This window comes from Rubripirellula tenax, assembly GCF_007860125.1.
In the GTDB taxonomy this organism is placed as follows: domain Bacteria; phylum Planctomycetota; class Planctomycetia; order Pirellulales; family Pirellulaceae; genus Rubripirellula; species Rubripirellula tenax.
Genome location: NZ_SJPW01000001.1, coordinates 121,716 through 135,875, shown reverse-complemented (window position 1 = coordinate 135,875; position 14,160 = coordinate 121,716). Strand labels below are relative to the sequence as shown.

At 57.7% G+C, this 14,160-nt stretch carries 9 protein-coding genes; all 9 read right to left on the bottom strand.

Annotated elements, in window-relative coordinates; translation table 11 throughout:
- Nucleotides 1-35: 35 nt before the first annotated feature.
- The gene (locus tag Poly51_RS00550; protein WP_146453405.1) at nucleotides 36-788 is read right to left on the bottom strand and encodes a flagellar hook-basal body protein; all 753 of its coding nucleotides are present in this window, start codon (nucleotides 786-788) and stop codon (nucleotides 36-38) included.
- 201 nt (nucleotides 789-989) lie between these two features.
- Nucleotides 990-5,330 (bottom strand): hypothetical protein, encoded by a 4,341-nt coding sequence (locus Poly51_RS00545; protein WP_146453404.1) that lies wholly within the window; start codon nucleotides 5,328-5,330, stop codon nucleotides 990-992.
- Nucleotides 5,331-5,634: 304 nt separating this feature from the next.
- Nucleotides 5,635-7,590 (bottom strand): hypothetical protein, encoded by a 1,956-nt coding sequence (locus tag Poly51_RS00540; RefSeq protein WP_146453403.1) that lies wholly within the window; start codon nucleotides 7,588-7,590, stop codon nucleotides 5,635-5,637.
- A complete protein-coding gene (locus Poly51_RS00535; protein ID WP_246114186.1) occupies nucleotides 7,590-8,138 on the bottom strand; it encodes an RNA polymerase sigma factor in 549 nt (182 codons plus the stop codon). Before Poly51_RS00535 ends, Poly51_RS00540 begins: the two co-directional genes overlap by 1 nt.
- A gap of 4 nt (nucleotides 8,139-8,142) precedes the next feature.
- Entirely contained in the window at nucleotides 8,143-9,417 is a 1,275-nt protein-coding gene (locus tag Poly51_RS00530) for a DUF1501 domain-containing protein (RefSeq protein ID WP_246114185.1), read from the bottom strand.
- Between the two features lie 123 nt (nucleotides 9,418-9,540).
- The gene (locus Poly51_RS00525; protein WP_146455041.1) at nucleotides 9,541-11,154 is read right to left on the bottom strand and encodes a DUF1549 domain-containing protein; all 1,614 of its coding nucleotides are present in this window, start codon (nucleotides 11,152-11,154) and stop codon (nucleotides 9,541-9,543) included.
- 174 nt (nucleotides 11,155-11,328) lie between these two features.
- Entirely contained in the window at nucleotides 11,329-11,940 is a 612-nt protein-coding gene (locus tag Poly51_RS00520; protein ID WP_146453402.1) for a histidine phosphatase family protein, read from the bottom strand.
- Nucleotides 11,941-11,943: 3 nt separating this feature from the next.
- Nucleotides 11,944-12,672, bottom strand: a complete 729-nt coding sequence (rpe, locus tag Poly51_RS00515; RefSeq protein WP_146453401.1) for a ribulose-phosphate 3-epimerase — start codon at nucleotides 12,670-12,672, stop codon at nucleotides 11,944-11,946.
- Between the two features lie 290 nt (nucleotides 12,673-12,962).
- A complete protein-coding gene (locus Poly51_RS00510) occupies nucleotides 12,963-14,021 on the bottom strand; it encodes an NAD-dependent epimerase/dehydratase family protein (RefSeq protein ID WP_146453400.1) in 1,059 nt (352 codons plus the stop codon).
- Nucleotides 14,022-14,160 lie beyond the last annotated feature (139 nt).

The following is a 14,160-nucleotide window of genomic DNA, read 5'->3' as shown; positions in this document are numbered from 1 at the left end:
ATTTACTTTCCGTTTTCAGGTTTCAGACTTTGTCGCTACGCTTGCAAGACTCTTGAAATCAACGAACCCATGACTGAGTCCTGGTTTTGGATCATCTTCACGTTGGCTTCGTACACTCGCGAAGTCTCGATCAGCTCCATCATCGCGCCGGTGGGGCTGACCGCAGATTGTTCCAGCATCCCTGCTACTACTTGCCGATCGCCGCCGCCGACAAGGTCAAACGGTGCCAGCGGTTTGAACTGGTTGCCGCCCAGGTGTGACACGTCGCCCATGCTCTTGGGTTTGGCGACCATCAATTCCCACGTCGTGCCTGCTTGTCGAATGCGTCCACCGGCGGCGACTTCGACGGGCACACCCGGTTGAATTTGGATTGGCGATCCGTCGGTCGCGAGCACTTGCTCGCCCGACGTGTTGATCATTTGTCCCCGTGAATCGAACAGAAAGTCTCCCGCACGCGTCAGCAACTGTTCATCGCCACGCTTGAGGACAAAGAACGACTCTTCGTCGTTGATCGCAAAGTCCAGATCCCGTCCCGTCTTTTTCATCGGGCCGACCGCGAACTGGGTGGCGGATGGTTGAATCGTGACGCCACCACCGATGTCGTCGGCGCCGCCCAAACCGGGGGCGACTTGCCCGCCTTCGATCATTTCGGAGAACCGTGCCTGCAGAACAGTCTCTTCTGGTTTGAAGCCAGTGGTTGCGACGTTAGCCAGGTTGTTGCTAAGCACCTGCATGCGGTGGCTTTGAGCGTGCGCGCCGGCGGCTGATAGATAAACGCCATAGGGCATGGGGACTGCCTCGAAGGGTGCACGTGGTCAAAATCGAAACTTGAACCTTTTGGCTAACAATTTTCGTATTCACTGCACAAGGCCATTCGTGATCGGGTCGCTTTGTCCACTTGAAGGAAACAACGAAAAAAGCCGGCTTGGAAACCAAGCCGGCTCGTGAAACTCATCAAATCAAAGGTGCAAGTGGTTGAATCGGAGCGATCAGTTTCCGATACCGCCACCACCACCAAGACCGCCACCGCCACCGAGGCCACCGGCAGCACCACCGCCACCGCCGTCTTCGCCCGTCACAAAGTTGAACGTCGAGACGTCACCGACTTGCGAGAAGAACGGGACCGGCGAGATTCGAACGTAGCGTCGATCGGCCGAAATGATGGCCAAACCGGAAACCGATGCACCTTCGGGCAAGACCGTCAATTCGGGTCGGAAGCCGACCGCACCGCGTCGATTGAACGGGTTCTGTCCTCCAATGCCACCGCCACCTGTGAGGTTTTGGATATCATTGAACAAATCGGTCAACACTTGGCCGCTGTTACCGCCGCCGACGCCTTGCCCAAGCACTTCATTTTGGACCTTGCGTTGAACGTCGCGCAGGTTCGCCAATTGTGCTTCACCGACTTCTTCGGCTCGCTTGCCCTCTTTGACTTCGAAAATGACCAATGCGTCTTTCTCGGTCAACGGAACTTCTTGGCGAATAAAACGTTGCGAAGGGCGACCGACATCGGTCAACAATTCGACCGAGACTTTGCCTGTTGAAACATTGCCCCAAACTCGGCGAACCAGCAATCGATATTGGCCCGAGAAGCCTTGGGGACACAGATAGGTTTCGGAAACGGTGCCGGCTTCATCGCTTGCACTGCCTGGGAAAGCATCGCCGACGAGTGTTCCACCGCCAGCCGTTGAACGATTTTCGAGCGAACAAACGGTGCCCGATGGTTCTTCAACAGCCAAATCGATGTCGGCATCTCCCGTCCATGACACTCGCACGATCACGTCGTGTGACGCGGCCGCTTGCAACGAGTCGTTGAACTTCGCGGCCAAGTCCGATTGGCCGTCTTCTAGCAATTCGGCGTGAGTGGCGCGAGCAACCAAACGAGCTTCTTCGACAACGGCGTCGAAGGTCTCGGGCCATGCTTGACCGAGAATGCCTTCACACGCCCACATTTTTCCTTCGATGTCGCCCGATTGGCGTGCCAGTCGCAGTCCCATCACATACGTTTCGCGTCGATAAGGATCGATCACCGAAACATCTTTGCACAATCGCAATGCAGCAGCCGACGAACCGAGTTCTTCCAAACGCCCGGCAACGTGCAATACGTCTTCGGGGGTTTCGGCAAAGTCAACGGCCGACAACAGGGCGCGTTCGATGTCTTCGATTGGTGCCGATGTTGCTTTCAGTGCGATGGCGTAGGCTTGGTACATCCAAGGTTGAACGTGGCCCGCTCGCATCGCTGCGGCGATCACGTCACGAGCCACGGCGAACTGTTCCACGGCCGCATCGTTGTCGCCTTTGGATTGCAATCGGCTAGCTTTGGCCGAATGAAATGCCACGGTCGAACGGATGCGTTGATCCAGTACGGTCAAATCCTTGGCACCTTGGATCGTTTGCGATGCAAAGTACTGGTCCCAAGCTTCGTCGCGCGATTGGCCGTCGGCGACCTTCAATTGAATGGCGCCGATGGACGAGTCGTTTTTTGCAATCGGCTTTGCCGCTGCGTCAGACTTTGATCCAGCCTTGGATTCGGTCTTGGCATCGGTCGTCGGTTTGGATGTCGACGACTTGGATCCGAGCGAGACGTCGTCGGGAACGGCAAACATACCGCCGCCGCCACCGCCGCCCATTCCGCCGCCGCCCATGCCGCCGCCGCCCATACCACCGCCGCCACCGCCCATGCCACCACCGCCGCCGCCCATGCCGCCACCACCGCCGCCCATGCCGCCGCCGCCACCCAGTTGGATGATTGGCACGACCAAGTCACCGACCGGATAGACCTTGTTGATCAAGTTCTGTTCGGCGGATTCGATGGTGGTGATTTGCATGACTTCGTCTTTGATGACGTACGTCAGTTCCAGGTCTCGCAACATCAATCGAAGGAACGATCGCAGCGAGACATTCTTCAGCGACAGGTTGACCGGTTCTTCGGCCGACAAACCGATTTCTTCAAGAGCACGGTTTTCGACCACGATCGGGATGTCGTGGGCTCGGCTCAATTCGGCGATCGCATCATTCAAAGGCATGTCGACGAATGCTTGTGTGGTTTCGTCGCTGAGTGCGGCTTGGATACGACGTTCGGTTTCGTTGTCACCGACCAATTCGATGGCACCGTAACGTTCCAAACGACGACGGCTCATGCGTTGCCAGACATCGGCATCGGGGTAAACGATTGGGGGTTCGTCAACGAAGGGGATATTACTTTTCAGAACCAACGAGAACGCGTCGACAAAGTTTCGTTCTCGCATTTCGCGGTAACGACGGTCGCGGTCATAGACCTGCAAGCTGAGCGGTTCATCGGTAAAGTGACGACCGGCGACCGAGTCGCGAGTGATCGTGTCACCGGCGATTTCGGCGAACTCGAGCGTGATCGCACCGTCGGCTTCGTCATAGCGACCTTCGTCGATCAACGCGTTCATTTGGTCCGACAAAGTCTTTAGGGTGGCTTCACGTCGGAACGTATCGGCCAGCATCCGTTCGGAACTGTTGGCAGCCGACACGATTTGTTCCAGGTTGCGTTGGCTTTCGCTGTACTCGGCTTCACGTCGGCTTGCGATTTGGATCGCTGAACGCACTTGTGACAACAGTTCGCGACGCAATTGCGGGTCGATGTCTGGCGTGGTTTCAACGTTAGCAAGCAAGCTCTTCAGCGATCCGGCCACATTGGTCGGGTCGGTACGCATTCGCTTTTCTGCTTCGCGGAGTGCCGCACGGACGTTCGATCGCAAGCGACCGTCATTGGCCGCCCGTTCGCTGCGAACACGGTCCAGCAATTCGCCGCCGGCTTCCATCAATTCGTCGTCACCAACCGGTGTGCCGAACGTCGAAAAATCATCGAATCTGCCGGCGCGAGGTTGGATCACTTGGGGGGCGACCGCTGCGGGTGGCGGAGCCATCGTTGCCGGTGCGGGCGCTGCTGGTGCCATCGGTGCGACGGGCGCAGCAGGTTCAGCACCAAATCCGGCGTCACCGCCAAAGGGATCTGCATCACCCGGTGCGGCGCCGAACGGGTCGTCCATCGCTGCGGGTGGTGCCGGAGCCGCCGGAGCAGCAGCGTCGCCGCCGCCACCGAAAATGTCATCGAAACCGCCATCGTTTTGCATCACAAGACGGTTGCCAGCGGCTTTCTCAAGAGTCGCGGCCGCTGCGTTGTTGGGGTCGGCTTGCAGCGCCATTTCGGCAACCACTTTTGCGCCACGCTTGTTTCCTTGTTGCAAAGCCATGTTGCCGGCCCGAACCAGTTCGTCTGACTTCGAGGCCAGCATGCGAGACGTTTCACGCAGCAGTGGCGATCCGGCCGTCGCCAAGCGGAGTCCTTGATCGGATTTCGCCTGGTCGACCAAGCCGCCCAAGAAGGCAAAGTCTGGATGACTAGCTTCCAATTCGGCGTCGGCTGTGATGCGAATCGACGAGGTCGACGTTTCGCCTGTGAACTGCAGCGAACCGTTTTCATCGGATCCGGCTTGAATATGTCCGACGAAGATCGAGTCGCGATCGAGTCGTAGTGGTGGCAAGCGATCAGCTTGGATCGATGCGGTGCCCTTGATCATCTTTGCATCGGTCAGCCAAATCGGCGACATCGTTGCACTGCGAGCGATTTGTGGCGACAACACTGCGACCGAAGCGGTGTCATTGTCGGCGACCACGCCGACGACTCCGCCGGTTTGATTCGCTAGAACGCCCATCAGTTCGACGTTGGTCGCCGGGCCGATGGCCAACGAGTGAACCGCAATTCGATCTGCTCGTAACGCGCTGATCAAAGCACCGAAGCGATCGGCATCGCCCATCGCATCGACGGAAGATGCATCGCCGATGTAGATGATCGAACGCGAGTGATTTTGAGGTTGAGCAACCAACGACGCGCGGACCGAATCGATCACGGCGACCATGTTGGTGTTGCCCAGCGGCAAGCGTTTCTTCATGCCGGCGATGGCACCATCGATCAATCCGGCTTTGGTAAACCCGTTGCTCAGATCGGTTGCCCGCACGTCGGCTGCAAAGACGCGAACGTTGTCCTCGGGACGAAGCTTTTCAGCGATCAAGCGGACTGCCGCGATCGAATCGGATCGATAACTGCCGACTTGGCTTGCCGACGTGTCGACCAAGATGACGATGTCGGCCGGAGCTTTCCGAACCGCCGTCATCAAAGCGTCGTCCGCCGTCGGTTGCACCGAAGCGGCAAAGTACCCGTCGCCATTTTGGTCGCGATAGGTGGCAATTCGGACTTGGGCACCGTCGCTGCTAGCGGGTGGGGCGGCCATTGCAGGCGTCCCAACCACGGCGGCCATGGCCAAGGTGAATACGGTGTGTGCGACGTGTCGCAATCCCATGAGAAGTTTCTCCGTGTCGTAGCGGTTGTGGTCCCGCCGGCGACAAACAAGCCGGTTGGTTGAATCAGGTGAAAAGCAGTCCGCAAAAAGACTCGCCATTCGAGTCTATTTGCGAGTCGTCGCACCCGCCATGGAAAAAACGTGCTTTCCACGACGGAGAACCACGGTCGGTCCGATTGTATGTGTTGCAAAATGCGGCGATTGACGCAAGCTGCAACATCAAAACGGTACGAAGGGGGTCAAAAGTGCGCTAATGGTGAATATAACGCGATCCGCGTGCCAAAATCCGCACCTCGTCGGCGGATCACTTCACCATCCACCAGACGCGGGTTTGCAGTGTTGTTTCGTCCACTGCCGCCGCTTTCATCGCGGACAATGCCCGCTCGACGGGCTTGGGCAGCTCGTTCAAGCCCGCTAGATACGCCAAATGGCGTGCCCGTTCGGTCGAATCCTCGATCGGCAATAACCACTGAACCGGTAACGCTTGGGCCCGATCGGGGAAGTCCCAAGACAAGCTATCTGCGTTGACTTTCGGGCCCTTTACGCCGTTCTCGCCGATTTGAGCCAGTGCAATCTTGCCGTCGTCGCCCAATTTCGCGCCGATCGCCCGCATCGCCTCGTCTAACCGGCGCGTGAGCGGAAGGTTGGATTTTTCCGGAAGTGCGGCCGCGAACGCCTCCGCCGCCGCTTTTGCTTCGGCATTTTCGATGACCCAGGCATCTTCGAGCGATTGGGGGACCGCGCGGTTGTTCGCCGGCGACGCCAAAATCAAAGCCAACGATCGGCCAAGATCAAAGTTCGAATTGCGCAGATCGTCAACAAGGAATGATTCCAATGAAGACAAGGCGTCGTTGTGGGGCGCGTTCATCGGGTCGACGACCCGCCCACGCAGCGGTTGACCGTGAACCATTTCCCAAAGCGAATTGACGATCCCGGTCGCCAATTGCGGCGACCCGACCAATCGCGACGACCAATCGGCCAGCGAATCGGTGGCATCATCTTCCGCCAGCCAGCGTCCCGGGACGCCCGCCGTTGCGACTCGGCGGCGGCCATCGATCAGATCGTAAAAGAGTGGTTTCGAAGGTGCCGACGGAGTGACCGTCCATTGGTTCTTGTTTCGGACAAGGGACTGGTCCAACAATCCCACCAGCGACCAATAATCGGCTTGTCGTCCGCTTCCTTCGATATACGAATCATGACAGCGCGTGCACCGTAGGTCGGCATTCAACGTTAACGACGCCAACCGCCGCGCCAGCACGCCATCGGTAACTGATTTCGACGAGCCCGCCATTGCCGTGTAGAACGCCGACGATGATTCGCCACGTCCATCAATCCACTGGGCGACCGTGTGATCCAAAGGCGATTGGCCGGCAAACGATTTAGCAACGTCGTTGACCAACCGACTTCTGTTTTCCGGGCTGAGTTGGTCGATGCCTCCATCGGTCACATGTGCCAACCAGCGGCCGGCGACCGCTTTGGAATCATCATCGGTGGCGATCCGCTCTTGAATGGACTTGGCGTTCGCCAAGTCGGCTATCGACAACTCGATGCCGGACGAGCGTTTGACGCGGTCGATCACTTGTTGATCGCTGGCTTGATCGGCCGGTCGAATGCCGATGGCCGCCCAATAAGCAAGCATCTCGTTGCCGCTACGTTGGGCGACCCATGTGATCGCTGGTAAAGGGCTCCACTGGCCCGGGTTTCGTGTGGCCTCCGGTGCAAGCAATGGGTTGCCCTCGCTTGAGGGTGTGTCGCCGACGGCAACCGGCAGCGTCATCGGAATTCCTTCCGGTCGGGTCCGCGGCGCCCGCAGTAAGTCATTGTTGCCCGTTTCATTGTTGCCCGTTGCATCGGTTGGCACCGGAGATTTCGGCGGTATGTCAACCGCGACGGCCGAACTCGTTTCATTTGACGCGTCTTGCGAGGCTGTTGCGATCTGGATCGCTGGGGAATGGTTGCCTCGCATCCAAACAATTCCAACAACGGAAGCCGCCAATGCGGCAAGTGCCACGCACCAACCGAGCATTCCCTTGGAACTGCGTCGTTGCGATGATGCCGGCGATTCGGATGCAATCGGTCGTACGGTGCGGGCGGTTGCAACGGGTTCTTGTCGCAGTCGCGACAGAATTTGGAACGTCAAGTCCGGCGGTTCCGAGGTTCCCATCGCTTCGATCAACAACGCATCAAAGGCACGCTCGTCGGGAGCGTCATCGCCAATTGCGTCGTCGTTATTGTTTTCGGGATGGATTGAATCGGGCATCATGATGAAGGTTGTTCGAGTTTCGCTTCGACGCATTCGCGAAGCTGTCCTTTGGCTCGTTGCATCAGATTGCGAGCCCCGTGATCGGTGATGTCGAGTGCTTCGGCGATTTCGATCCGGCTAGCACCCTTGCCGAAACGCATCGTCAGCGCCAATCGAGCTCGATCGGTCAACGCCTTTAAACAGTCCCGAAGCGAATCCACCGCTTGGTCGCCCGACAGATCCTTTCCTGCCCATCGGTCGTAAATTTCATCCATCAACGGCGACGGAGCGACCGTTTGGATGCGTTGGTTTTTGCGGTGGTCCGACACCAACAAATTGTAAGCGGTTCGGCGAAGGTAGCTGTTCGTTGCGGCTTCACTATGTTGAACGAAGTTGTCTCGACGAAGGACTCGCAAAAACGTCTCCTGCGTCAAATCGTCCGCCATCGCATCGTCGCATCCGAGCATCCGTAGGTATCGCCAGACACCGCGTTGGTGTCGTGCGATCAGCTCGTTAGGCGACAATTCGCCGGTCTCCGGTCCATCGGATTGCTGCGGCGTCGGCACGGTTCTAGGCCAACAAGTCGGTGATGATCTTGCCACCGCCGGCGATCTTCATCGGCCGACCGTTCTTGCTGGTGAACGTCTTTTCGGTCGAGATGCCCAAGCCTTTGCAAACCGTCGACATCAAATCTTCGCTGCTGTACGGTTCGCTTTCGACGGCCGTTCCATCGCTGCTGGTTTCACCGACGGCCAGGCCGCCCTTCAGGTTGCCGCCGCCGACGACACACGACCACGAACGAGCCCAGTGATCACGACCGGCGTCTTGGTTGATGCGTGGCGTTCGTCCAAATTCGCCCATCCACATGATGACCGTGTCTTCCAACAAACCACGTTGAGCCAAGTCCTCGGTCAAAGCGCTCATGGCGCGGTCGAGCTGTGGCAGTTTGGTGTCTTTGAGAATGTTGTGGATGCCGTTGTGGTTGTCCCAGCCGCCGAGGTCGACTTCGACAAACGGAACACCCGCTTCGACCAAACGGCGGGCGAGCAAGCAGCCTTGGCCGAAGTTGTCGGTGCCGTAGCGTTCTTTGACTTCATCGGGTTCCTTTTCGACACGGAACGCTTCCATTTGGCTGCTGGTCATCAAGTCGTACGTTTTGCGCAGAACTTTGGCGTGTTCCGATGCCGGCAGGTCGCGCGTTCGTTTCTCGAAACCTGTTTCGATCGCGTTCAGCGCGGCCATCCGCTGCATCAATCGCGACTCGTCCAATTTCATATCCAGGTTTCGGATCCGACCGTTGCTGGTCACCGAAAACGGACTCCACGCCATCCCGAGGAAACCGGGGCCGGCAGCTGCGCCGCCGATCGAAACGAACGGAGGAATTTCCAACTCCGGTCGTTGTTCGATCAGCTCGTGCGCGATGACGGAACCATAACTGGGGTGTTCGATATTGGGATTGGGTACAAAGCCGGTGTGCATGTAGTAGCGACCGCGGTTGTGGTCGGCTTCACGCGTCGACATGCTGCGAACGATCGAAAGGTGTTTCATCTGCTGGGCCATCATTGGCATGTGTTCGCAGATTTGCATGTCGCCGGTGGTCGAGATCGGCTTGAACGGTCCACCCGTCGGCGCACCCGGTTTCAAGTCCCAAATGTCGATCGTGGCCGGTCCGCCACCCATCCATAACAGGATCGCGCTCTTGCGGTTCTTCTTCATCTCGTCCGCATTGGCATAGATCGCGCTGCCCAACGACATCGCCGCACCTGCGGCAGCCGACGATCCGGCCAGGTGTTGCATGAAGTGACGACGGTCCATGCCGACGGGAGTTTTCCAAAAAGCTGACATGGTGAATGGGTCCGGTTAGAAGGATGTGAGCGTTGGGTTGTGTGATGTCAAAGATGGATAAAGCGACTAGTCCGGCAGGCAGTTTTTTCTAACACCTAAAACCTAATCCCTAAAATCTATTTCTTAATGCTGCATGATGAATTCGTTGCTGTTCAGAACAGCCCACCACATGTCTTGCAACATTTCTTTTTCGTCGCCCTTGCGAGCTTGTAACAGTTTGCTGGCGACTTGCATTTCCGTTTTGCTGGGGCGTCGCGCCAATCCGGCTTGGAACAAGTTGGTGACGCGTTCTTGCGGCGATCGGCCGGATCCGGCGATGCGATCGATGAAGCTACCTTCGGCTTTGCTGATTGCGTTTTGCGTCAGCTCACCGTTGAACAACATCAACGCTTGAGGGATCGAGCCGTTGAACGTCGTCGCTTCGTCACCTTCGTCGGTTCCGAACGCCACAACGAACTGTTCCAGCCATTTGCGGCGTTCACGTTCTTGTTCTTCGTAGCTTCCCGATGCCGACGCATCCGTCGCGGTGACCATCGATTGGTACAGTTGTTCCGCTGACATTTGTCGCAAGTAAAAGCGAGAGAACTTCGGCATCTCGCCAATCGACGGATCATCGATCTCGTTGTTCGATCCCAGCACCGCGGCTAGTTGATATGGGCGGCTGGTCGTGATCCACGTGATCAGCTCTTTCAGGTCGTAGCTGGACTTGCGAAACTCGGCCGACAGTTTTTCCAACAGCTCAGGATGCGAAGCCGGATTGTGAGGCCCCAGGTCATCGATCGGCTTGGTGAATCCGAAACCCAGAAACAATGACCAGATTCGATTGACGGCCATCTTGTCCAGATATTCGCTTTCCAGCATCAACCGTCCCAGTTCTTGCCGACGATTGACTTCGGTGACGAAACCGCTCTTGCCGATTTCTGTTCCGTCGGTGAAGACCGGATAGGCGACCTTGGTCAAACCGTTTCTCAGTTCGTAAAAGATCAGCGCATCTTCAGGGTCGTTGCCTTCGCCGGCATAGTCCTGGTCGACCAATTCGCCGTGCTCGATATCGTTGGTGCCTTCGACGAACCGACGCAGCGATCGTGTTTGGCGGAAGAACGAATTGAATTCCCAGAACCTTTGTTGCTTCCACTGGTTGAACGGGTGGTTGTGGCACTGGGTGCATTGGACCTGTTGGCCCAAGAAGATTCTTGACGTGCTGCTGGTCGCCAGCACCGCGTCTTCTTCATTGACTTTATCCAGTAAAAAGTTGGCGGCGCCATTGAAGTTCTCGGTGCCGGGCTTTCCACTGCCCGTTGCCGAAACCAACTCGTAAACCATCGTGTTGTACGGTTTGTTCATCGCGAACGAATCGCGAAGATATTTCTTCATTCCGGCGGGGCTGACCATCGACCGACGGTCGTTTCCGCCGCTGCGACCGATCAACAAGTTGGACCAAATCGTCGCCCAGTGTCCGGCGTACTCTTCGGTGTAACGATCGTCATACAACAGTTTGTCGACCAACTTCGCCCGCTTATCACTACCCCGGTCGGCGGCAAATTCTTGCAGTTCGGCGATTGTTGGAATCCGACCGATCACGTCCAGATGGACGCGCCGTGCCCAGGTTGCGTCATCGGCTTCGGGTGCCGGCGAGCGGATTTCGTAGTCCCGCCAACCCTGTTCGATCAGTTCGTTGATCAATGCGACCTGTGGCCGAACGGGCTCGGCAGCGACCACCAAACCGGTGGCAGCCATTCCCGTCAAGCAGACGATAGCGATAGCAAAGCGTTGGAACACGGCAGAAAAATCCTGGGACGAGTGACTTTCGATGCCATCAGAACGCCCGCAGGCACCCGGATGTACTCATTCCATTGTATTCGAGGCTGCCGGGTGCCTCCTAGATTGATCCGCCGTCGTACGCCAAATCGGCTACCAAACGGGGTCGATTACGTCCCATTTTCCCGAATCGGTCTCGGCTTGCCACAAATTCGACAGCGATTCGCCGGCCAGCATGGCTTGAACGATCCACGCCATCGGGTCTGGGATCACGATGGCCACCAGGTCGTCGTGCGACTTTTTCAGCAGTTTGCGGAGTGCTTTTTCGACGCGAATTTGCGCATCGCTGATCGATTCGCCGCCGGGCGGACAGATGTCCCAAGGCGTTTCTTGGCCGCGCCGATACAGTTTCGGGTGGTTTCGCTTCAATTCGTCGATCAGTTTGCCGTGCCACAAACCGTGATCCAGGTTTCGCAAACAATCGATGACCTTCACCTTGGCGGGCCGTCCGCGGTCGACGCGGTCAGGGTCCGTCAAATGCGTGGCCAGAATTTCCGCCGTTTCTCGCGCCGACTCGCAGGGAGCCGTATAAACCGTGCGGCACGGGATGTGCGAAACTTGATCCGCCAACAGTTCCACTTGCTGGCGCCCGGTTTCGCTTAGCGGCATGTCCATACAGCCCTTGATGCGACCCTGGTCGTCAAATTCCGTCGCGCCGGGGCGTACCAACAGCACCTGTGAAACGGCGGGTGATTTAAGAATCATCGATCAGTTCCCCACACCAAGGTCATTGGAATCGGGATCATTGGGTGGGCCGTGTGACCGAATCTGGTCGTCCAGCGTGCTGATCGCGGCTTTGTAGTCGCCTTTCTTGAAGATCGCCGATCCGACGACGAACAAATCGCAACCGGCGGCACGGGCGGGGCCGATCGTGGTTGCGTCGATGCCGCCGTCGATTTGCAGCAGCAGATCAGGGAATTCGCTCCGCAAAGTCTGGAGTTTTTCGAGAGCGATCGGATTGAATTTCTGGCCTCCAAAGCCCGCTTCGACACTCATCACCAAAACCATGTCCACGTTTGCCAGGCACTCTCGCAGGCTGCCCAATGGCGTTTCGGGGTTCAACGCGACGCCGACGCTGACACCGAGATCACGGATTCGAGCGGCCGTTTCGGCTGCGTCGCGGACCGCTTCAACATGGAACGTCAGCATGTCTGCGCCCGCATCGACCATCGGACCGGCGTATTTCAGTGGGTCGCTGATCATCAAATGGACGTCCAGCGGCATGTCCGTGTGGCGACGCAATCCTGAGACGATCGGCATCGCGTACGTCATGTTGGGGACGAAATGACCATCCATCACGTCCAAATGAAGAACGCGAGCACCGGCGTCATGTAGCTTCGCCACTTCGCCCTTCAAATCGCCGAAATCGCACAGCAATAGACTGGGCAGCACCGCTGGCGCGGCGTCGCGAATCGCTTCGAGTGAGGCTCTCGCCATCCAAATCGTTCTCTTTGAGTCGTGAAAATCCCGACCGGGTTCATCAACATGGCCGCTCGCGTTCGTTTCCCAAACGTGGCGTGCCATCGTATCCCAGAGGGCAGTTCAGTCGGCGGGCCTTCGCGAACGAATGCTGCCGCCAGCGAACAGATTGAACGCGTTTGCAAGCGATTGTCAATCACGACCGAAATGACGGCCACGGCTCTGTTAGGGGGTCAGTTTTCGGCTTCGCTCGCCAGATGCCGATCTTCCAGAATCTCGAAACCCGTTCAAGGGAACGATAGCTTCCCTTAAAAATCGCCGGATTTTGGGCCGGACTTCGACGCGGACTTGGAGTTCTCGGGCAGCCGGTTCTCGATCCAATCGACCGCGTCATCCAGGCTCTTGTGAGGGTCTCGAATTCGGTAACCCAATTCGTCGTGGGCGCGGGTCGAGTCGTACCAGTGGATCTGGGAGCTCAATTCCAACGAGGCGGTATTGAAATCGCCCTCTTTTTCCGACCATTTCTGCATTGCGCCGGCCACGATCGAACCGATCCAGCGTTGGCCGGGACCGGCCGGCATGACCGGTTTGCCGGCGCCAGTCCGCGCGGCAATCTCTCGCCACAATTCGAAATACGTCCAGTTTTCGCCAGCCAAAATGTATTGCCGCCCGCTGTCGATTCGGCCTTCGACGATTCCGTCCATCGCCTCGATCGTCCCTGCGGCTACATCGCGAGGATCGCAAATGCTGCATCCGCCCGACGGAGCCAGTGGCCGCCACGTTCGTGCGACTTCGACGATCATTCGCCCGCTGCTGGGTTTCCAGTCCCAGGGGCCAAGCATGAATCCGGGGTGAACGATCACCGCCCTCAGGCCTCGTCGGACACCCGCCATGACCACATCCACGCCGGCACGTTTGCTGACCACATAGCTGCACTGCGTCTTTTCGCCATTCGCATCCAGCGGCGTATCTTCGTTGGCCGGTGCACTGCGGTTGCCCAATGCCAGCGTGTCGACGGTGCCGACGTGAACCAGCGGCTTTTCGTGTGCCAAGCAAGCGTCCACGATGGCGGCGGTTCCGTCACGATTGACCTGCATCGACGCGTTCAATCGCTTCCAGCCGATATGGATCAACGCGGCAGCATGAATGACGACGTCACAATGTTGGATGGCCTCGGCAATGGCCGGGTAAGTTGCCGCGTCGCCCAAATCGGCTTCGACGAACTGGACATCCATGCCTTCAAAGATTTTCGGTTCGGGCGGACGACGCACCAACGCATGGATCACGTCGCCGGGGCGATGGACCGCCAAATGTCGAACGATTGTGTTACCGAGCAGACCCGTCGCACCGGTCAGAAAGATTCGCATACAGCGTGTTGATCACAAGAGTTTGGTTTCAGATCGTTGTCACGGACGAAGGTTAGCCCGAATGGCACCGTTGTCGTTAGCAAGACGCCACTAAGAAGAAAAATCTGTCTTGGGTCAATGGCGACTTAATGTCTAGACT